General features: G+C 37.9%; 17 protein-coding genes and 1 riboswitch. Of the genes, 9 read left to right on the forward strand and 8 right to left on the reverse strand.

Features of this window, described 5'->3' with window-relative positions:
• Positions 1-21: 21 nt before the first annotated feature.
• Positions 22-432, reverse strand: coding sequence for a VOC family protein (locus tag CZ490_RS01470; protein WP_077617212.1), 411 nt, complete (start codon positions 430-432; stop codon positions 22-24).
• 146 nt (positions 433-578) lie between these two features.
• Between CZ490_RS01470 and CZ490_RS01475 the strand changes: the two genes are divergently transcribed.
• The 4 genes from CZ490_RS01475 to CZ490_RS01490 all read left to right on the forward strand — a co-directional run bounded on the left by CZ490_RS01475 (position 579) and on the right by CZ490_RS01490 (position 5364).
• Positions 579-1088, forward strand: coding sequence for a GNAT family N-acetyltransferase (locus tag CZ490_RS01475; protein WP_077617213.1), 510 nt, complete (start codon positions 579-581; stop codon positions 1086-1088).
• A gap of 96 nt (positions 1089-1184) precedes the next feature.
• Positions 1185-1400, forward strand: a riboswitch (cobalamin riboswitch).
• A gap of 146 nt (positions 1401-1546) precedes the next feature.
• Positions 1547-3829 (forward strand): ribonucleoside-diphosphate reductase subunit alpha, encoded by a 2283-nt coding sequence (locus tag CZ490_RS01480; protein WP_407639800.1) that lies wholly within the window; start codon positions 1547-1549, stop codon positions 3827-3829.
• A 15-nt stretch (positions 3830-3844) separates the two neighbouring features.
• On the forward strand, positions 3845-4891 hold the full coding sequence (locus CZ490_RS01485; RefSeq protein ID WP_077617214.1) for a ribonucleotide-diphosphate reductase subunit beta: 1047 nt from the start codon (positions 3845-3847) through the stop codon (positions 4889-4891).
• 2 nt (positions 4892-4893) lie between these two features.
• Positions 4894-5364: a flavodoxin domain-containing protein gene (locus tag CZ490_RS01490; protein ID WP_077617215.1), complete on the forward strand. Its 471-nt coding sequence runs from the start codon at positions 4894-4896 to the stop codon at positions 5362-5364.
• A 97-nt stretch (positions 5365-5461) separates the two neighbouring features.
• Here the strand turns inward: CZ490_RS01490 and CZ490_RS01495 are convergent, their stop codons facing one another.
• Positions 5462-6601, reverse strand: coding sequence for an MFS transporter (locus CZ490_RS01495; RefSeq protein ID WP_142255319.1), 1140 nt, complete (start codon positions 6599-6601; stop codon positions 5462-5464).
• 266 nt (positions 6602-6867) lie between these two features.
• On the opposite strand from CZ490_RS01495, the gene addB reads away from it, so the two are divergent.
• The 4 genes from addB to CZ490_RS01515 all read left to right on the forward strand — a co-directional run bounded on the left by addB (position 6868) and on the right by CZ490_RS01515 (position 18812).
• A complete protein-coding gene (gene addB, locus CZ490_RS01500; protein WP_077617217.1) occupies positions 6868-10356 on the forward strand; it encodes a helicase-exonuclease AddAB subunit AddB in 3489 nt (1162 codons plus the stop codon).
• Positions 10349-14113 (forward strand): helicase-exonuclease AddAB subunit AddA, encoded by a 3765-nt coding sequence (gene addA, locus CZ490_RS01505; RefSeq protein ID WP_077617218.1) that lies wholly within the window; start codon positions 10349-10351, stop codon positions 14111-14113. The genes addB and addA overlap by 8 nt, the downstream gene beginning before the upstream one ends.
• A 131-nt stretch (positions 14114-14244) precedes the next feature.
• Entirely contained in the window at positions 14245-15429 is a 1185-nt protein-coding gene (locus CZ490_RS01510) for an exonuclease SbcCD subunit D (protein WP_077617219.1), read from the forward strand.
• Entirely contained in the window at positions 15426-18812 is a 3387-nt protein-coding gene (locus tag CZ490_RS01515; protein ID WP_077617220.1) for an AAA family ATPase, read from the forward strand. The genes CZ490_RS01510 and CZ490_RS01515 overlap by 4 nt, the downstream gene beginning before the upstream one ends.
• 31 nt (positions 18813-18843) lie before the next feature.
• On the opposite strand, the gene CZ490_RS01520 is transcribed toward CZ490_RS01515, so the two are convergent.
• The 6 genes from CZ490_RS01520 to CZ490_RS01545 all read right to left on the reverse strand — a co-directional run bounded on the left by CZ490_RS01520 (position 18844) and on the right by CZ490_RS01545 (position 20854).
• Positions 18844-19062 (reverse strand): spore germination protein, encoded by a 219-nt coding sequence (locus CZ490_RS01520; protein WP_077617221.1) that lies wholly within the window; start codon positions 19060-19062, stop codon positions 18844-18846.
• A gap of 78 nt (positions 19063-19140) precedes the next feature.
• Positions 19141-19527, reverse strand: a complete 387-nt coding sequence (locus CZ490_RS01525; RefSeq protein WP_077617222.1) for a spore germination protein GerPE — start codon at positions 19525-19527, stop codon at positions 19141-19143.
• A gap of 6 nt (positions 19528-19533) precedes the next feature.
• Positions 19534-19713, reverse strand: a complete 180-nt coding sequence (locus CZ490_RS01530; RefSeq protein WP_077617223.1) for a spore gernimation protein GerPD — start codon at positions 19711-19713, stop codon at positions 19534-19536.
• Positions 19710-20336 carry a spore germination protein GerPC gene (gerPC, locus tag CZ490_RS01535; RefSeq protein ID WP_159439886.1) on the reverse strand — a complete coding sequence of 209 codons (627 nt, stop codon included), beginning with the start codon at positions 20334-20336 and terminating at the stop codon, positions 19710-19712. The genes CZ490_RS01530 and gerPC overlap by 4 nt, the downstream gene beginning before the upstream one ends.
• Positions 20337-20405: 69 nt before the next feature.
• Complete coding sequence (locus CZ490_RS01540; protein WP_077617225.1) at positions 20406-20621, reverse strand: spore germination protein GerPB; 216 nt, start codon at positions 20619-20621, stop codon at positions 20406-20408.
• 11 nt (positions 20622-20632) lie between these two features.
• Positions 20633-20854 (reverse strand): spore germination protein, encoded by a 222-nt coding sequence (locus CZ490_RS01545; protein ID WP_077617226.1) that lies wholly within the window; start codon positions 20852-20854, stop codon positions 20633-20635.
• A 211-nt stretch (positions 20855-21065) separates the two neighbouring features.
• On the opposite strand from CZ490_RS01545, the gene CZ490_RS01550 reads away from it, so the two are divergent.
• Entirely contained in the window at positions 21066-22262 is a 1197-nt protein-coding gene (locus tag CZ490_RS01550; RefSeq protein ID WP_077617227.1) for a DUF418 domain-containing protein, read from the forward strand.
• The last annotated feature ends 12 nt before the right edge of the window (positions 22263-22274 follow it).

Raw genomic sequence — 22274 nt, forward strand, 5'->3', positions numbered from 1 at the left:
TTATGTTCTGGAGGCTTTACACTATTTAGTTTCAAAGTTTAAATCCCATATGATTCCGTAAGGATCCTTTATTTTGGCATATTTGGCGCCCCAAAAAGTATCCTGTAATTCCATTAATACAGCTCCCTTTTCTTTTAGAACAGTAAAGACTCTTATAATCTCATCCTCAGTATTGAAGTCAATCACAAGAGAGACATTAGTGCCAATTGTAACTGTTTGGCTAGGAGAACCATCAGACACCATTAATAGAAATTCGTTCTTTTTGAACTTACCATGAATGAGTCGTTCTTTTCCCCAATCCTCTGACTCATAGCCTGCATCTGCATATGTTTGAATGTCTAAAATCTCTCCTTCAAATAGTTCCTTATAATATTCTAGAGCTTCTTTGGCATTGCCATTAAACATTAAATACGGTGTGGCTTTTCCAATCATTAATAAAGTCCTCCTTTTTGTTTGATATCTTTGTCTACCCTATTTTTCCTCGAAACGAGTGATTACGTTGTATGTTTTTTCCACAAACCTCATTATAATGAATTAACACACAAAATAAAAATGAATATGTGATTGGAGGATGGATAATGAAGATTAGAAGGCTTTTACCTGACGATGCAGAGAGTTATTGGAAACTCAGAAAACAAGCATTACGTACTGACCCAGATGCTTTTCTTGTTACATATGAAGAAGCGATAGAAAAGAAGAATCCTATAGAAGAGTACAGAAAAAGTTTTCTTTCAGAAGATACAGTTACATTTGGTGCCTTTAAAGAAGAACAGTTAGTAGGGAATGTAACCATTCTTAGAGAAACACGAAAAAAAATAAGGCATAGGGCCAATATTGTTGCTATGTATGTTGATAATCAAAATAGAGGAGAGGGGATCGCAAAAGCATTATTAAATAAAGTCATTGAAATGTCCAAAATGATTCCTGAAATTGAACAACTCTATCTAACAGTTGATTCAGAGAATGATTCAGCAAAGGAGCTATATAAAAAAGTAGGCTTTCAGAAATATGCAGTTGAAAAAAATGCAATCAAACATAATGGACAATATCGTCATGAAGAACACATGATATTATTTCTCGAGAAATAATTGTCAAATTATGTCTTGCTAAAAGAGGAGTAGTCACTTATTATTAAAAGTAATGGTATATATTGATTGATTTTGATATTTAATAACTATATATTGTGTTTTGCCTTGAGGGAAGATGCCATTCGGCTTAATAGGGAATCTGGTGAAAATCCAGAACTGCCCCCGCAACTGTATATGCTGACGAAATGAACAGACCACTGTATAAGATTACTATAATGGAATATTTGAATTCCGCTTATGGTGCTTATATGGGAAGGGTTCAGATTAGAACGACGCATAAGTCAGGAGACCTGTCTTCACTTAAGATGTTTCACCTTCTTCGGGGATTGGGAAGATGAAACGGTGGCGACAGGTGGGCTTCTATTTTGGTCTCTCTTGATGTTATCGTTTCATCCGCTCAATTCATTGGGCGGATTTTTTATTGTATAAAAAAGATAAGGGAGAGAATTAAATTGAATATCACAACACATCGCGAATTGGATGTAGTTTTTAAATCACTTGATTATGCAGAAACCAATTATCAGATTGATATGACTGAGTTAAGAGACAAATTACAGGGAATAAATCTATCAAATCAAGATGCAAACCAACACGCTTTATTTTACGCGTTAAATAACATCGCTATGGACCAGCCTAATTGGACGTATTTAGCAGCGAACCTCTATCTAAACGAGCTTTATGAGAAAGCATCAAGTAGCAGAAACTATAATCGAGTTCTAAAATACGGTAGTTTTTATAGCCTACTTGAGGAACTATCACATAAAGGTATTTATTCATCAGATTTACTAGATTCATATACAAAAGAGGAAATAGACGAGTTAGGGAAGGTAATAGACCCTTCAAAAGATCTTTTATTTACATACATTGGCCTATTTTTGTTAGCAGACCGTTATCTTGCAAGAGATTATGAACGAAATATTTATGAACTTCCTCAGGAACGATTCATGGTTATTGCGATGACACTGATGAAAAAGGAGGAAAAGGCAGACCGCCTTGCTCTTGTGAAAGAGGCCTATTGGGCATTAAGTCATCTATATATGACAGTTGCAACTCCAACTCTCTCCAATGCAGGTAAAAGCTTTGGGCAACTATCTTCTTGTTTCATTGATACAGTGGATGACTCATTGGATGGAATTTATTTGAATAACTGGGATATTGCTAGATTATCAAAAGATGGTGGAGGAATTGGAGTATATTACGGCAAGGTTCGTGCTTTAGGATCAGATATAAAAAAATTCAAAGGAAATTCTTCTGGTGTGGTTCCATGGATTCGACTTATCAATGATACAGCGGTAAGTGTTGATCAGCTAGGACAACGCCAAGGAGCGATTGCTATCTATTTAGATCTCTTCCATAAAGACATAATGAATGGATTTCTAGATTTAAAGACAAATAATGGAGACGAACGACGTAAGGCTCATGATGTTTTTACGGGGGTATCGGTACCCGACCTATTTATGAGAAAACTTCAGGAAGTTGATGAAAACGGAAGAAGCATTGGTGAGTGGCATACTTTTTGTCCACATGAAGTAAAGCAAATCATGGGCTGGAAGGATAAAGCGGGAAATCCGTTAGGTCTTGAAGACTTTTATGATGAGGAAAATGAATATTACTTCACTGAAAAATATATGGAAGCCGTCCAGCATCCATTATTACCACGTAAGACCTATCGAGCTATGGATGTCATGGCACGAATAATGGTTGCCCAATTAGAAACTGGAACACCATACATGTTCTATCGCGATGAGGTCAACCGTCAGAATCCAAATAAACATCTTCTAGGAAAAGGGCGAACTTCAATCTTTTGTAGTAATTTATGTACAGAAATTGCTCAAAATATGTCAACATCAGCAATTACAAGGGAGTACATCGATGAGGAAGGAAATATTGTGATCGTTCGTAAACCTGGTGAGTTTGTAGTCTGTAACCTATCGTCTATCAATCTACCGAGGGCTGTTCAGAAGAATGTTCTAGAACGCTTAATTCGCATCCAGGTTAGAATGCTGGATAATGTTGTGGATTTAAATACAATCTCTGTAAAACAAGCTGAAATCACAAATAAAAGGTTCCGAGCAGTTGGACTCGGTACATTTGGCTGGCACCATCTGTTAGCACTAAAGGGAATCTATTGGGAATCTGATGAAGCTGTCCAGTTTGCTGATGAGCTCTATGAGGATATTGCTTATTATGCAATTCAGTCCTCTATGGAGCTAGCACAAGAAAAAGGTGCATATCAGGAATTTAGAGGTTCAGAATGGGAGACAGGAGCTTATTTTATGCGAAGAAATTATACATCTGAACGCTGGAGCAAGCTGCAACAAAACGTTTCACAAAACGGAGTACGGAATGGGTGGTTAATGGCTGTAGCACCTAATTCATCTACAGCAAAAATTGGTGGATCTACTGATGGGATCGATCCAATTTACGCTGCTGAATATGCAGAAGAAAAGAAGAATTTTAAATTTAAGGTAACAGCTCCGGATATCAACCATAAGACGTATGAGTTTTATCGAAAAGCACGTCATGAAGTTGATCAAATCTGGAGTATAAGACAAAATGCTGCACGTCAGCGCCATATAGACCAAGGTATTAGTTTTAATCTGTATGTAAGACATGATATTAAAGCAAAAGAGCTTTTGCAACTGCATTTAGAGGCTTGGAGACAAAGGCTAAAGACAACGTATTATGTAAGAAGCACCTCTCAAGCAGAAATTGAAGAATGTGAATTGTGCCACAGTTAAGGAGGAGGTAAATCAATGACTACCGATCAGCTTTTAAGAAAAATAAAATTATTTAATCCAGAGTATCCAAATAAAACAACCGGAATTATAAATGGGGAAACGTCAGGACTACTGAACTGGAATGATATTGCATATCCACAAATGTATACATTGTATCAGACCTTACTCGCAAACTTTTGGAAAGCACAAGAAATAAACATGCAGGATGATATCAAACAGTGGGATCAATTAACACCAACTGAAAAGGATGTGTTCTTACGAATAAACACACAGCTAGCATCATTAGACAGCCTGCAAACACCAACAATGAATCAGGTCATGGATTACGTCACAGATTCAAGCTTTAAGGCCATCTTCGCCGTAATCTCACAGCAGGAAGCGGTACATAATGAATCGTATTCCTATATTTTAAGCTCGCTTGTACCATTAAATGAACAAAAAGAACGTTTTGATCAGGCAAAGGATGACCCGATTGTTCGTAAAAGAAATCAACTAATTCTAGAGGCATACGAAGGTTTCAGAGAAAAGCCGAATTCAGAGAATTTATTTAAGCTTGCAATTAATTCCATCAACCTTGAAGGAATCTATTTTTATGCGGGGTTTGCGTTTTTTTATCATCTAGCTAGACAACAAAAAATGCTTAAAACTAGTACTATGATTAGCTACATTCAAAGAGATGAGATGCAGCATGCGTATTTCATTGCACAATTTGTTCGAATTCTTTTGTCAGAGAATCCTGAATTGAATACAGAAGAAAATAAAGAGTATGTATATCAGGCAATTGGACAGGCAGTGGAGCTTGAAAAGGAGTGGGCGCATTATATTTTGCAGGACATTGAAGGAATTGACCTACTTGAATTTGAAGAATATGTCGAATATCTAGCAAACAAAAGATTACGCCAGCTAGGCTTTCAAAATCTATATCAGGAAAAAGATAATCCAATGCCGTGGATCCAGGTGTTTAGTGATGAGATGATGAATGAAACAAAGTCGGACTTCTTTGAACAAAAGTCACGAACCTATACAAAAGTGTCTCAATCCAATGGGTTTGATGAGCTCTAAATATGAAAGTCGCTATTGTTTATACATCAATAACAGGTAATACAGAGGAAGCAGCGGAGATCATCAACAAAAATATGAAGAACTACACAGGTAACTGTTATCTTTATAAAGTGGAACATTTTCCTTTTTCCGATTTAGAATCATTTGATGTCATCCTTATAGGGACTTATACGTGGGGAAATGGTGACATCCCTATAGAAATGGTGAGACTTTATCGTGCATTTGAAACTAGCACTACAAAGGAAATTGTCACTGGGGTATTTGGGACAGGTGACCAATGCTATCCTTATTTTTGTGGAGCCGTTGATGAATTTCGCGATATGCTTTATGTACATTCGAACTTAGCTGCTACGCTAAAAATCGAATTACTCCCTCAACTACTAGATGAATCCCGTATGAAACGATTCATTAAGGTTGTGTTTGAGCGAGTGCAAAATAAAAATAACGATTTAGTTGTACCCTTCAGAGTGTAGACAAAGTCAGGACTGACTTTGTCTACATTCAATTTTAAAGGGATGACTAGTAAGTTTTACTTTCCCAGACTGAGGGTACAACAGTTTAGTTGTACACTTAGATATATGGGGTTTTTAACCTCATGGTTAATGCTATATTGAAAAGGAATATTCCAATAAGAGTCATTAATAATACTGTGAAATCTAATACAGATGCAATGATTGGACCAAAGCTTGCGCCAGTTAATAACGTGAATGAATAGATTGAAATAGCAGAACCTCGAGCATGTTCTCCTAACTTTCCCACCAAGGATATAATGGATGGGAAAAGTAATGATATCGAAGCAACAAAAGGTATGGTGAGAATAGCCATTATTGTGGGTGTTTCTGACAATAAGATTGAAAATAGACTCAAGGTTCCTAAGCTTAAGCCGAATAATAATGTTCGCTGATCCCCAAAATTTTGAACCAATTTTCCTGTGAATAATGAAAGGAAAGCTCCAATTAGACCGAAAGCCCTGATGTTCATTAATGTTTGCGGGTCGATTGAGTACTCTTCATGTAAGTATTGCCCAATTCCATCATAGAACGATATAAAGGTAAACAAAATTGTGAAGGTAATACCGTAGCATATGAGTAATGTCGAATTCCTTCCTATATTATGAAAGTCTTGCAATAGAGATGCCCCAGCTTGATTCGTTACCCGTACACTTGGGTAGATAAATATTCCGCAAACAAAAAGGACTAGATAAATGCCTGCAAAATTATAAAAAACATATTCCCATTGGTAAAAAAACGTAATACTAGAGCTTATGAGCTGTCCAAGGATACCTGCAACTAAGAAACCACTATTGATAAGTGCAAGGACTAGAGTTCTGTGTCGAACTGGAAATACTTCAAAGGTGTAGGCGAACGCAACTGGGGCAAAACTTCCAAGTGCTAGACCTTGTAATCCACGAAAAAGATATAAGGACATTTGATTAAAGGAAAGCCCTACTAGCCAAGTGGTAACAGCGGATATTAATAAACCATAGACAATTACCTTTTTTCTCCCTAACCTCTCAGAGAGTGGGCCAAAGGTAAGTAATCCAATCGCATAGAAAAACGAAAAAATGCTCCCGCCAAACACCGTTTGGTTGACAGTTATATTGAGTGAATCTGAGACATTTTGATAGATAGGGATTAATGTGTAAATATTCGATGCGATGAATATGCCCGTTATAATGAGTAAACTCGCAACAAAAAACAAACGCTTCAACCAGATCACCACCCTTTTGTAACATATGCCTAAAACGAAAGAGTGGTTAAAAAATATGACCTCATTGTGCCATGCAGAATAAGGAAAGTAAAAAAGGAGATAAGTTCCAAATCTACATCAGATGTCGTATCTTTATATGATTGAGAGCAATCTTTGACCTTTTCTAGAATCTGGATGAGTATACAATTCACTGTTCGACATTTTTTTTGATACAATTAGAAGATAAGAATGAACGAATGATTCTTCTCTCTTTAGGAGGTTAGTATATGTCTCTACAATTTATATTGGGACGTGCGGGTACTGGAAAATCATACACATGTCTTGAAGATATTCGAGCAAAGCTTCTTGATAATCCAATAGGTGCCCCAATTGTGTATTTAGTTCCTGACCAAATGACATTTCAATCTGAATATGATCTAATCAACACCCCGGGTATTGGCGGAATGATGAGAGCTCAAGTATTCAGTTTTACTCGTTTGGCATGGCGAGTTTTGCAAGAAACAGGCGGGATGAGCCGCTATCATGTTAATAATGTCGGTGTAAATATGCTTCTTCGAAAAATCATTGATTCTAAAAAACAGGAGCTCAAGGTTTTTTCTCGAGCTGCTGATAAAAATGGGTTTATTACTCAAATGGAAGAAATGGTTGCGGAATTTAAGCGATATTGTGTCACACCTGAAACCCTAGAAGAACAAAGACAAACAATTGCACCAGATAACAAAGTGCTATCCGATAAGTTACATGATCTACAGCTGCTATATGATGAACTGGAAAAACATTTATTCGAGAAATACGTTGATTCTGAAGATTATTTAAAGCTTTTAATAGAAAAAATTCCTCAGTCCACCTATATTAATGAAGCTGAAATATTCATAGATGGATTCCATAGTTTTACCCCGCAGGAGCTTGAAGTGGTGGGGCAGCTTATGAAAGTCTCAAAAAAAGTTACGATTGCTTTAACTACTGATAAGGCCTATGATGATTCACCACATGATTTAAGTCTATTCCGTATGACCGGAAAAACCTATCAATCTATTATTCAAATTGCTCAAGAGAATAATGTCAAGATTGACGATCCAATTTTATTAACAAATCAATATCGGTATTCTTCGGAATCTTCATTAGCACATTTGGAAAGATATTTTGACGAAAGACCAACAGTACCATATCAAGGTCGGGCTTCAATTACTTTAAGCCAAGCGGTGAATCGACGTGCTGAAGTTGAAGGAATTGCGCGTGAAATCCAAAAATTAGCACGGGATAACAATTATAGATATCGTGATATTGCAATTATGATTCGAAATACGGGTGATTATCATGAAATCATCGAAACCATTTTTCAAGATTATCAGATCCCATATTTCATTGACCAAAAACGTTCGATGTTAAATCATCCACTAATTGAACTAATTCGATCTAGCCTTGAGGTTGTAAATAGTAATTGGCGCTATGAGTCTGTTTTTCGTTGTGTCAAAACAGATTTATTGTATCCATTCGGTGAGGAGATATCCGCACTTAGAGAAGATATGGACAAGCTTGAGAATTATGTGCTTGAATACGGGATACAAGGGTATAAATGGACAAATGGTAATCTTTGGAAATACAAGCGAATCCGTGGATTAGAGGATTCTGACTTACCACAAACCGATAAAGAACGTGAGTACGAAGACAAGCTAAATGAACTTCGCCAAATGATTGTAAGTCCGCTGCTCAGACTCGGAAAACGACTTCAAAAGGCAAAAGACGGTAGAAGTATGTGTGAAGCTCTCTTCCTTTATTTAGAGGAGCTTGAAATACCGGCAAAAATGGAAGAGCTGAAGCTCAATGCGGAGCTAGCGGGTAGACTCTCAGAGGCAAGAGAAAATGATCAAGTTTGGAATGCGGTCTTAGATTTACTTGATCAATATGTAGAAATCATGGGTTCGGAAAAAGTTTCACTTACCATGTTCAGTAATATGATTGAAACAGGGTTAGAAAGTATGCGCTTTGCACTTGTTCCACCGGCGATTGACCAGGTACTTGTGGCAAGCTTGGAACGTTCGCGATTATCCAATATTAAATGCACATTTATTATCGGGGCAAATGATGGTGTCCTACCTGCACGGCCAAACGAAGAAGGCGTATTTTCAGAATCGGATCGAGAGAACTTGGCTGATACCGGGCTACAGCTAGCACCAGGTAGTAGAGAAACGCTTCTAGATGAAAATTTCTTAATTTATTGTGCCATAACAAGTCCAGAGGAGGCTTTGTATATAAGCTATCCATTGGCCAATGAAGAAGGGAAATCATTACTTGCATCGCCACTAATAAAGCGTCTAAAGGACATTTTTCCAAATGTAGATGAAAAGTTTTACATGAATGAACCTTCAGAACTTGAACCTAGTCAGCAGCTTGAATATATAGTAAATCCGGATGTGGCATTGTCGTCCTTAGCTACACAATTACAGACTTGGAAAAAGCAGTATCCGATTCAGGATCTATGGTGGGATGTTTATAATTACTTTGCAAACCACGATGAAATGAAATCTAAAAGCAAGCTTGTCTTAAGCAGTTTGTTTTATCAAAATAAGCCTAAAAGACTTTCAAAAGAAATTACACAGAGCTTGTATGGTGACCATATTCAAGGAAGTGTCTCTCGCATGGAAGTATTCCAAGGTTGTCCATTTTCTCACTTTGCAAGCTACGGGCTTCAGTTAAAGGAACGTAAGGTATTCCGCCTGGAGTCACCAGACATCGGTGATCTTTTTCATGCTGCACTTAAGAAAATTGCCGATTCATTGCGGAACAATGGAATCGACTGGCGTGACCTTACTAAAGAGCAATGTGACCAACTTGCGGAAAAAGCCGTAGAAGATCTAGCACCACGCTTACAGAAGGAAATCCTTTTAAGCTCAAATCGCTATCACTATATCATGTATAAACTACAGAAAATTATTAGCCGTGCTTCGAAGATTTTAAGTGACCATGCGAAAGCAAGTGGCTTTGCTCCGGTGGGAATTGAATTGGGATTTGGAAAGAAAGGACCACTTCCTCCTATCCGATTTAACCTGGATAATGGGAGCACGATGGAACTTGTAGGCCGTATTGACCGGGTTGATAAAGCGGAAAGTTCAAATGGTGTGTTACTTAGAGTCATCGACTATAAATCAAGTCAAAAGGCACTTAACCTATCCGAGGTATATTATGGACTTGCCTTACAGATGTTAACGTATCTTGATGTAATCATTACACATTCTAAGGAATGGATTGGAACGACCGCCAAACCTGCAGGTGTTCTCTATTTTCATATTCATGATCCGTTGATTCATTCTAATAAGGTTTTACCTGAAGATAAAATTGAAGAGGAAATCTTTAAAAGATTTAAGATGAAAGGACTTTTACTTGGTGATGAGGAATCTGTTCGACTTATGGACCAGTCATTAGGTACAGGTTATTCTCAAATAGTTTCTGCTGCAATTAAGAAAGACGGAAGTTTTTATTCCAATTCACAGGTAGCAAGTGAAGAGGAACTTGGATATCTTCGTAACCATGTACGAGGGGTCTTTAAAAACACTGGTAACAGAATTACCAAAGGTGAAATTGATATTGCACCGTATAAGCTTAAGGATAAAACGCCTTGTACATTCTGTCCGTTTAAATCAGTGTGTCAATTTGATCAGAGCTTAGAAGAAAATAGTTATCGCGTTCTACCAAGTGAAAGTAAAGACGTAATCCTAGAAAGGGTTCGGAATGGAGGTGTGAAGATTCATGAGTAATCTTATTCAAAAGCCAGAAGGTAGCCAATGGACTGATGACCAATGGAAAGCTATTATCTCCACTGGCCGGGATATATTAGTAGCTGCTGCGGCAGGGTCGGGTAAAACCGCGGTCCTCGTTGAGCGGATTATCCGCAAAATTTTGTCTAAGGAGCATCCGGTTGATGTAGACCGATTACTAGTTGTGACATTTACAAATGCATCAGCTGCCGAAATGCGCAATCGGATTGGAGAGGCATTAGAAAAAGCACTCAAGGAAGAACCAGCCTCCTTACATGTCAGAAGACAGCTAAGTTTGCTTAACCGTGCCTCTATCTCGACAATCCACTCCTTTTGTTTGGAAGTCATTCGAAAGTATTATTATTTAATTGATATCGATCCAGGCTTTCGAATAGCCGATTCTACAGAGGCGGAAATTCTGCGGGATGAGGTAATGGAAGAACTATTTGAAGAGCATTACAGTAATCTCGAACAAACAAAATTCTTTGATTTAGTAGATCGCTTTACTAATGACCGAACAGATGTTGAGTTACAAAACATGATCCGGAAGCTCTATGAATTTTCACGGGCACACCCAACTCCTAATGAATGGCTGAAGCAGCTAGTGGAGGATTATCGGGTAGATGACCAAACATTAGATCAGACTCCATACATTCCGTATTTATTGGCGGATATTACGCTTCAGCTTGAAGGTGCGAAAGCTAATTTAGAGCATGCGATGGATATTATTCGAATGCCTGGGGGACCTGCTCCTCGAGCGGAAAATATCGAAGCAGATTTAGACCAACTTCATCGACTCTTACAGGCAAAGGACCATTCATGGACGGCGCTCTACCATGAGATGCAAACTCTCGCATTTGGTCGAGCGAAACCTGTTAAAGGTGATGAATATGATGAATCACTAAAGGACCAAGTGACAAAGCTTAGAGATGAAGCCAAAAAGCTAGTCGAAAAGATTAAAGAAGACTTGTTTAGCCGACCGCCTGAAAGCTACTTAGATAATATTAAGGAAATGCAGCCTTCCATAGAGATGCTAGTTGAGCTAGTTATTGAATTTGGCGAGAAATTTCAAAAAGTAAAAGAAGAAAAGGGTCTGGTTGATTTTTCAGACTTAGAGCATTATTGTCTGGAAATCCTTCGCAAAGGCGGGACTTCTTCAGACGAGCTTATGCCTTCAGAGGCTGCACTTGAGTATCGAATCCAGTTCGAAGAAGCTTTTGTGGATGAGTATCAGGATACGAATATGGTTCAAGAATCCATTTTAAAACTCGTCACAAAGGACGGAGAGGCCACGGGCAACATGTTCATGGTAGGTGACGTAAAGCAATCTATTTACCGCTTCCGCCTTGCAGAACCTATGCTATTTTTAAGTAAATATAAACGGTTTACCCAATTAGGAGAAGATACGGGATTAAGAATTGATTTATCGAAAAACTTCCGAAGTCGTGCTGAAATCCTTGATGGAACAAATTATTTGTTCAAGCAAATTATGGGGGAAGCTGTTGGTGAAATTGAGTATGACGATGATGCTGAATTGAAACTAGGTGCCGATTATCCTGAAAGTGATCAAATGGCCGCTGAGCTATTACTAATTGATAAGAATGGGCAAGAAGCTGATAGTTATGAGCCAGAGGAGAACGTGGAAGATGATGAAGAGCAAGTAATCCTCTTTAATGAAGCAGAGCTAGAGACTGCACAACTTGAAGCACGTGCAATGGCAAAGCAAATAAAAGATATGATTACTTCTGGGTTCCAAGTGTTTGACCGGAAAGAAAATCGGATGAGACGAATTACGTATCGTGATATCGTGATACTTATGCGTTCAATGCCATGGGCTCCACAAATTATGGAGGAGTTCAAACAACAAGGAATTCCAATTTATGCAGATCTTGCTACAGGTTATTTTGACGCAACTGAAGTAGCCATTATGATGTCTTTGTTGAAGGTAATTGATAATCCATATCAAGATATTCCGCTAGCCTCAGTCTTACGTTCACCTATTGTTGGACTAGAAGCTGACGAACTTGCCAAAGTCCGAACCTATGAAAAAAACAGTCCTTACTATGAAGCGCTGAATGTATTCTTAAGGGAAGCATCTTCTGATGATGAAACATATGAGAAAGTTGTTAATTTCCACGAAAAGTTGGAAAACTGGCGTACCAGGGCGAGGACAGGCTCATTGTCTGATTTAATTTGGCAGTTGTTTCGAGAAACTTATTTTTATGACTTTGTTGGTGGAATGCCTGGTGGAAAACAACGGCAAGCAAATCTTCGTGCTCTTTATGACCGGGCCAGACAGTATGAAGCGACGTCTTTCAGAGGATTATTCCGTTTTTTACGGTTCATTGAAAGAATGCAGGACCGTGGTGACGATTTAGGAACGGCAAGAGCACTTGGTGAACAGGAAGATGTTGTCAGACTTATGACCATTCATAAAAGTAAAGGACTTGAATTTCCAGTTGTATTTGTTGGTGGACTATCAAAGCAATTTAATATGATGGATTTAAACAAAAAATACCTATTAGATAAGGAACTTGGCTTCGGCACGAAATATGTAAATCCAACTCTTCGTATATCATACCCGACTTTACCAATGCTTGCGATTAAGAAAAAGATGCATCTTGAACTGATATCTGAGGAAATGCGTGTTCTTTACGTTGCCTTGACAAGGGCAAAGGAAAAACTTTATCTTGTGGGGACAGTAAAGGACCTAGAGAAGCAACTAGGTAGATGGCAAGCGACACTTCAAAATAAAGAGTGGTTGCTTGCAGATCATACTAGAGCAGGTGCAAAATCGTATTTAGATTGGATTGGACCAGGTTTGATTCGACACCGAGATGCCGAATTACTTCGTGGTGAAGAAACATTCGATCTACTGCCACCAGACATCGTGCATCACCCAGCGAAATGGGAGATTCGTACAGTTCCGGCTGCAGAGTTACAGAAAGTTGAAGTTGGTGAAGAACATAAACATGAACAAATAGAGGAAGCGATAAAAGAAGGAAATCCAATACCTGTAAGTAGTGATGCACTAAAAAAAATAGAGCGTCAATTAACGTGGAAATATCCTTTTAAATCGGCAGCAAATAAACGTTCAAAACAATCTGTTTCAGAAATAAAAAGACAGCGCGAGAGCATGGATGAACATAGCGATACAGCTTTTCTTCCACAGTTTCGATCAAGCTCTGCCGATCGACCACGCTTCATGCAGGAAAAGTCTTTAACACCTGCAGAGCGGGGTACAGCAATGCATATGGTGATGCAGCATATTAACTTAAGTGAGCCCATAAACGAAGAATCTCTTCGTGAACAAATTCAAAAAATGGTTCATAACGAGCTAATTACAATGGAGCAGGCAGAAGTAATTGATGTAGCTGGAATACTTGGATTTTTCGAATCGAAAATTGCTAAGCGTCTGCTTGTGGCTGAAAATGTTAGACGAGAGGTTCCATTTAGTGTGGCGATTCCTGCATCAGAAAGCTATGCGGATTGGTCTGATGAACAACAGGAAAATGTATTGATTCAAGGAGTAATTGATTGTATTTTTGAGGATGATAATGGAATTGTCCTTATCGATTATAAAACAGATACGATTTCCGGTAAGTACAAAAGCTTTGAAGAAGCAAGACCAGTTCTTGAAGAACGTTATCGTGTACAACTTGAATTATATAGCAAAGCAATTGAACACATTTGGCGAAAACCACTGACCGGGAAATATCTATACTTTTTTGATGGTGGATATTTGCTAGAAGTATAGTGAAGAAGTACTGCTCTTGTATTGGGGCAGTACTTTTTGTTTCGATTTCCAATTTACTCTAGCATTCTAAGCCAATCTCCTATGTTAAAATAAATGTACTGTATTACGGATTAGAAAGGGGCCATTTTTAGATGAGAATTCTTCATACCGCAGATTGGCATTTAGGTCGATCACTTGAAGGAAGAAGCAGATTAGAAGAACAAGCACAATTTTTGGACGAGCTTATAAAAATTGTAGATGATGAAAAAATAGATGTTGTCTTAATGGCTGGAGATGCATTCGATACAGTGAATCCACCAGCGGTGGCGGAGCAATTATTTTATGATAGTATTTCTCGACTATCAAACGGTGGTAAAAGACCTGTATCGATTATTGCTGGAAACCATGATAACCCTGATCGCTTATCAGCAGCATCACCACTTGCCTACGGGCAGGGTATCCAATTAATTGGTTTACCTACCATGAATGTCCAAACCATAGATGTTCCTGCAACAAATGAAACTCTTAAACTAGCAGCCTTACCCTATCCTTCTGAATCGCGTTTGGCAGAGGTTTTGTCAGATTCACATGAAGAAATAATTCTTCGAGACAAATATGACCAACGAATTCAAGGGATCTTTGACGTTATGAGTAAATCATTCACACCTGAGACGGTTAATATCGCAATGAGTCATATTTATGTAACAGGTGGGAGCAGTACTGATTCCGAACGGCCTATCGAAGTAGGTGGTGCTTACACAGTTGCTGCAACTAGTCTACCGGAAGCAGCACAATATGTTGCTCTAGGACATTTACACCGTCCACAAATGGTGTCTAGAGCAAAAACACTGGCTAGATATTCAGGTTCACCATTAGCCTACAGTTTCTCAGAAGCGGGATATGCAAAATCTGTGACAATCTTAGACGCAAAACCTGGCCATCAGGTTGAAATGTCCGAGGTGTTCTTATCTAGTGGTAAGCCCCTTGTCAGGTGGAAGGCAAAGGAGGGACTTTCACAAGTTTACACTTGGCTTGATGAAGGAAAGGACAAGAATGCATGGATTGACCTTGAAATTCATGTTACAAACGCTCTTTCCATTGAAGAAATCCATCGATTACGAAAACACCACAGCGGTCTTATTCATATTCGGCCAGTCTTTGAAGAACTTGAAAAGGTAAGAGCGGAAAGTGCTGTGAAAATGAATACCCCAATTGATGAACTATTTGTACGATTTTATGAAAAACAGACAGGTGGGGCACAACCGGAACCAGAACTTACTAAAATATTTTTAGAGCTTATAACGGATGAAGCAGATGAGGACGGTGAAGATGTATGAAACCAATTACCCTAACAGTAGCGGGACTTCACAGTTTCCGAGAAAAACAAATAGTGGATTTTGGTTCCCTTTGCGAGGGTGGAGTTTTTGGGATTTTTGGTCCGACTGGAAGCGGGAAATCCTCGATTTTAGATGCGATGACACTTGCTCTTTATGGAAAAGTGGAACGTGCGTCTAACAATACTCACGGAATTTTAAATCATGCAGAAAATCAACTTCATGTTTCTTTTATATTCGAACTGGAGAATGCCAAAGGAACAAAACGTTATATGATTGAACGTAGCTTTAAACGACAGGATGATTTAAAGCTAAAATCCTCTCTATGCCGAATCATTGAAGTAGGTGCCGAATCAGTTGTACTAGCCGACAAAATTCGTGATGTAGAGCAATGTGTTGAAGAATTAATCGGATTAACCATTGAAGACTTTACAAAAGCCGTCGTACTACCTCAAGGGAAATTCGCTGAATTTCTGTCACTTAAGGGTGCCGACCGAAGACAAATGCTTCAACGGTTATTTAATCTTGAACAATATGGGGACAAGCTAAATAAAAAGTTAAAAAGCAAGTTAACTACAGCAAAAAATAAATTAAACGAAGTGACTGCTGAACAGGCTGGTCTTGGTGATGCATCAACTGAAGCAATTAAAGGTGCAGAACAAGAACTTAAAGAAATAGAAATTCTTCTTGAAAAGCGTCAAAACGAAGTGAATAAGATTGATCTTGACTTTGAAAAAAGTAAAAACATTTGGGATTGGCAACTGGAAAAAAGTACTCTAACGAAAAAGTTAGTTGAAATTGAACAGGATAAACAGCAAATTCTTTTGTTAGAAGAAAAACTACAGCATGCAGAAGAGGCTTCTCGCCTCCTGCCGTACCTAGAGGAATTTGAAACTGCAAAAGAAGCGTTAGAAAAAGCAAAAAATCGTCATGATTTGTTACAAGAACAGGTAGTAGCTAAAAAAGAGGAAAACGAAATTAAGGCGAAAGAGTATCAGCAAGCTCGACATGAAAAAACGGTAAAATTACCTTTATATCTAACCAAAAAGCAACAACTAACAGATGCTAAAGGTGTACAGGAAAAAGCAGTCGTTCTTGAAAAGGAAGTAAGTGAGCTAAAACAAAAGGTGAACAGCTTACAATCTCTTTTACGTGAAAAACTTGTTCAAATCCAAGTTATCGAAGAATCGATTACAGCGGACTCAGTTAAATTAAAGGAGAGTAAAGAAAAGCTTTCTCAACTTTCTGTTACAGCTGAAGTCCGTGAAAAGCTCCAAAAGGCTAATCATCAAAAACAATCGATTTTGTTTTCTAATGAAAACCTAAACGAACAAAAAAACGAACTAGAAAAGAGTCGCGTATTGCTTGAACAAACAGAAGAATGGCTTCATTCAAAGATTGAAATCCTTACTCAGTCAAAGCAAAGAATGGAAGCAATCTTTTTGAAAAATGCTGCCACCTATGAGGCTGTTTGTGAACATGACAGGGAAAGTGAAAAGCTTATCCGAGTTGCTGAAGCTAAACTTTCTGATCTAAGGGAAGCATTAGAGGAAAATCGCAGAAAAAATCTTGCCATAGGTCTTGCAGGACGGCTTCAAACTGGGAGTCCATGTCCGGTATGTGGTTCAACTCATCATCCAAAACCAGTTAGACATGAGGATCAAGGAGAAGCCATTGAAATACAAATTGAAAAACTCACACATGTTATAACAACAGCAAGAAGTATGAATCAAGAGTTTGCAACATTAAAATTCAAGCTTGAACAAATTTCTGAGGGTCTAATTCAGGAGTATCCCGGCGAAATGAAAGCACCCCTTCAAGAAAATAGTTCGTTTCATAAAGAGGGTTGTGAAGACGTAAACGAAAAGCTCCAGTTCTTGGAGGTTGAGCAAAAATCGTTGCAACAAGATTACTTGAAACTTCAGGAAAATGGAAGAAAGGTAATCCAAGGCATACGAGAGTCTTTAAAACAAGTAAACCATCTTGAACAAGCAAAGGAAATGAATTCAAAAACCTTTCTTGAGCTGCAAGAGCGGGTAACAAACCTAAATGAAAAGATGCAGGAACAATATAGAAATTGGAAGAAAGAATTTCCTCATCTTGAATTTGAAACAATTGAAGCAAGGCTAGCCGACATTTCAAAAAATGATAAGTTGGCCCAAAGCCTGTCGCAAGAAATTGAAAATGGCACCAAAATTCTTGAACAAAAAGAACTAGAGAAGAAAAATTACCAAGAAGAGTGTAATCGTCTTGACCGTCAAATTATTGAATTCAGTTCAACGTTAAAAAATAAGCTTGAGGCTTTAACGGAGGCACAGCAAAGACTTTCAAAGGAAATAGGAAACAATGATATTGATCTTCTTATGAAGGAAACGGAGCAAATGGTAAAGCAGCTTGAAGATGATGAAAGTTACGCTTATGATGCATGGCAGAAGGTTCAATCGCAACTTCAAAAACTTGAAAATGAAGTCCATGCTGCCATACAAGGACTGCATGATGGTATCAGTCGAAGTAAACTAGCAACAACAAAATGGACAGAGGTTCTTGCTACAACCAGCTTTACGGAAGATTCCGAAGTAAGGGAGTCGATTCTTACCAAAGACGAACGGGAGAATCTAAAAATTCAAATTGAGCGTTTTTGGGATCAATTCAAGCAAATCCAAACTGATCTACAAAAGATAAATGATTTACTGCAAGATCAGGTACTAACACAAGAAAAATGGGATGATATCCAAAGGATTCGTATTGAATTGAAAGAAATGCTGAACCAGGCTGTTGAAGCAAAAGGCGCTTCAATTAAAGCTCTTCAGGTTCTATTAGAGAAACATGAGCGCTTTAGTGAACTGGAGAATCAACGCGCCGAGCTTGAGAGATTAGTTGAGCAATATAACAAGCTACAATCAGTTTTTAAAGGAAATAGTTTCGTAGAATTTATTGCGGAGGAGCAGCTTGTTCAAGTAAGTCTGGATGCATCTGAACGACTAGGAACCTTAACAAGGCAGCGCTATGCGGTTGAAGTTGATTCACAAGGTGGATTTATCATGAGGGATGATGCAAATGGCGGAGTCCGACGTCCGGTCTCAACTCTTTCTGGCGGAGAGACATTTTTAACATCACTGGCATTAGCCTTATCACTCTCTGCACAAATCCAGCTTAGAGGAGAGTATCCACTGCAATTCTTCTTCCTTGATGAAGGTTTCGGTACATTGGATTCAGATTTATTAGATACAGTGATTTCTGCTCTGGAGAAGCTTCACTCGAAACAGCTCTCTGTCGGTGTCATAAGTCACGTTCAGGAATTAAGGGCTAGAATGCCTAAACGTCTAATCGTCGAACCAGCCGAACCATCAGGAAAAGGGACGATTGTTCGATTAGAAACTTTATAAAATTAGAAAAAGGCCGCTTGGGCCTTTTTTCTTATGCATTTTTTTTAATTAGTTGGTCTGCAAAATCTTCATCATTTGTATTCGTAGCATTCAGGCCGTTATTTGTACAGATAAAATCACCTGTGTTGAATGAGCCTGATCCTGAATATGTTTTAGCCGAATCCTTTGGTGAAACATAGAAAGAGTCACCAAAATTTACAACTCCGCCTCCGACACTATTTATTTTTATGGGTCCAACAACTGAGGGCATATTCCTTCATCCTTTTAAACAAATTATGATACTACCTTCTCCTATACTCATTTTATGAAAAAGTAAGTATTCCGTTACCTACCGTTTAGTATCATCATCTAGCAACTTTCGAATATGTTTTACTTTTGATTCGGCATGAATGGTATCTGTTGATCCAATCTGCATGACGGCAGCTGAAGAAACCCCATTAACGCGTATGGAGCCCACTTTAATGATTGGATTTTGATTATAAATATTGGTGCTTAAAGTTTTTGTTTCGTTGGTTTTTGGAGGCTTTGGAAGTTCCCTTGAAAAAATAGGATATTGAGAAAAGTCCCCTTCATTTGTAAAAAACAGTGGAACTTCCCTCTGTACCGCAAGTGCCTGAGAAACTGGTGTGATTTTTGTTGAGTCCCCAATCTCAAGTATGCTACTAAAAGATAATGAATTAACTTTGATGAAATCAACAACAGATATTCTCTGCACTCTTCATCATCCTTGAGGAGCCAAAGGAACATAGGGTCCAATAATAAGAGATTCAGGTGGCGTATCAAAGGCAGACGCAAGGGAGATAGTTTTTGCATCTCCAACAATAAAAACAGAAGAGGTCGATACACTGGCAATATCGATATGGCCAACCTGTATATCTTTATTAACAACGGTAAAGTTCATTTGTCAAAACCTTCTTTCATATTTTCAGGGAGATTCGAAAGATAAGCTGTGATTGAATTCTGAATATCGTTCTTCAACTTGGATAATGTAGTTTCATATATTTCTGCTAATTTTGTTGGATCTTGAAGTTCAGCTTGATTTTGTTCTAGATAGAAAATAATACGTTCGTTAATTTGTTTTCTTATATCTTCCACTATAAATCCGACATGTTCATCTGGGAGTGATGCTCTCTTCTGATTTAATGTTTGTTGGATATATATTGAACAGTCGTTGTTTAGATATGAGTCAACTTCGTCATGTATTTCACGAATTAAATCTTTATGAGTATGTCTGATATCAGGTATGTTCATCTTATTTTGTGAAACTGTAAAATCTTCAATTTGCTCGCCGTTCAAAGGATTTAATCCGATATTTAATGTGCCTTCTAATGTCTCAACTTTTAGTTGATCAAATTTATATTCGATCCTTTCGATTTGTGTGGTTGGTTTGTTTCTAATTTGATTGAGCTCTGTTTGTATACTCTTAAGTGTTGCTTCTATTTGTGAAATGCGCTGGTTTTGCTGTTCGATGTAGAGATGGAGGCTTCGAACATAGGCGGTGATATCATAAGGATACGAGTACATTAGCATTCACCCTTTCCGTAACACTGATGATTTACTTTATGCGATTGGAACAGGATGGGTGAATGCCTATTAGGATGTGGGAGAACTTAATGGAACAGCAGGTGCCTCGATTGGCGAAGTTCCTTCTCCGATTTGTGGAGCAGGTTCAGTAAATTCTCCTGTGTTGTAAAGGTGGGAGGAGGGTTTAATAAGTCCAGCACTCCCAATTTGAAAAACGGATGAATTACTGATACTTCCTACTCGTAAGTTTTGAATACAAATACTTTGATTAATATAAAAGTTCATGACTTTCCCCCCTAAGCATTCCCAACAATTACTTGGTCAATTGTATCTGTATCATAAGTGTTTGTTACACTCTGATTATTATAGATTCGAAGTCCATCCCCCGAATTAAATGAACCTGCACCAGCAAAAGTTTTAGCTGTGCTAGTGGGGGACATCTGGAAGACATCACCAATATTCATAACACTGCTGTTCCCAATGCTATTTACTTTTACGGCTCCTACTATTGCTGGCATAAAATACACCCTTTTACATAACGAATTTGATGATTACAGAAAAAATAATGGTTCAAACAACAACAGTTTATTTATAGTATGAAATATGCCCAGAGGATGTGATTTCAACTATTGCATCAGAAAGTCGAGTATATTCATTTAAAATTTCCTAGTGTTTCCAAATTTTTTCTCTTATAATCGAATATAGGTAAAAATGTGAGGAGTTGTAAGAATGAATAATGAGCAATTAACACCAGTGATGGGGGCAGAACGGATCCATTCGATAGATGTCATACGGGGACTCGCGATATTAGGTATTTTCTTTGTAAATATGCCTTCATTTTTTGCACCAGTTCTATATTTAAATCCAGAGACTTGGTGGAATGGAGAACTTCACCTTTGGACAAATCGTATCATTGATATTTTTGCTCAAGCGAGCTTTTATACCTTATTTTCTTTTTTGTTTGGGTTTGGGCTAATCCTTTTCAAAGAAAGAGCATTAGCTAAGGGATATTCATTTTATCCATTAATTACAAGAAGATTACTTGTACTTTTGCTGTTTGGCTGTCTACATGCCTTTTTGGTTTGGCATGGAGATATTTTAATTACATATGCCATTGTTGGGGCAATTTTACTTCTATTCCATAAGTCGAAACCAATTACATTACTGATTTGGGCGTTAATACTCATATTTGTGCCCAACTTATTTCTAGGTGGACTTATGTTTTTAGCTGTAATGTTCGAACCAGAAATAAATGCTCTCCTGTATAATGAACAGCTTGCTTTAAAATCAGCTGAAATTTATGCGAATGGTGGATTCTTGGAAATCACGAATCAAAGATTCCAAGACTGGTATTACGCAAATAACCTAGGTAGCATCTTTGCTTTAGTTATTACACTATTACCGATGTTTCTTCTGGGTGCTTACATTGCTAAGAAAAAGTGGTTTGAGGGTCGCGATGAAGATATAAAAAAGGTGAAAACTCTTTGGCTGATTTCACTTGTGATTGGGGTGCCTATGAAACTATTACCCTACTATACTTCAAAAAATGCAGCTACCGATTACCTACAGGATACGATTGGTGGACCTGGAACTGCCGTTTTTTATGCCACAACAGTAGTCCTGTTAATGAGATTACCTGTATGGAAACGACTATTGTCGCCACTAGCTTTTGTAGGAAGGCTTTCTTTGAGTAATTATCTATTCCAATCCATAGTATGTACATTCTTATTTTACGGATATGGGATTGGATTATATGGTAAAGTCGAACCATTTACTGGTTTTCTTCTCACCATTGGTATATTTATTATTCAAATTATCATAAGCTATTTCTGGTTAAAGAAATTCAGATTTGGCCCAATCGAGTGGGTTTGGAGAACATTCACATATGCTCAAAAAGTAGATATAAGAAAAAAGGCTATTCGTTAATCGAATAGCCTT

The organism is Litchfieldia sinesaloumensis (assembly GCF_900156865.1).
Classification (GTDB): domain Bacteria; phylum Bacillota; class Bacilli; order Bacillales; family Bacillaceae_L; genus Ferdinandcohnia; species Ferdinandcohnia sinesaloumensis.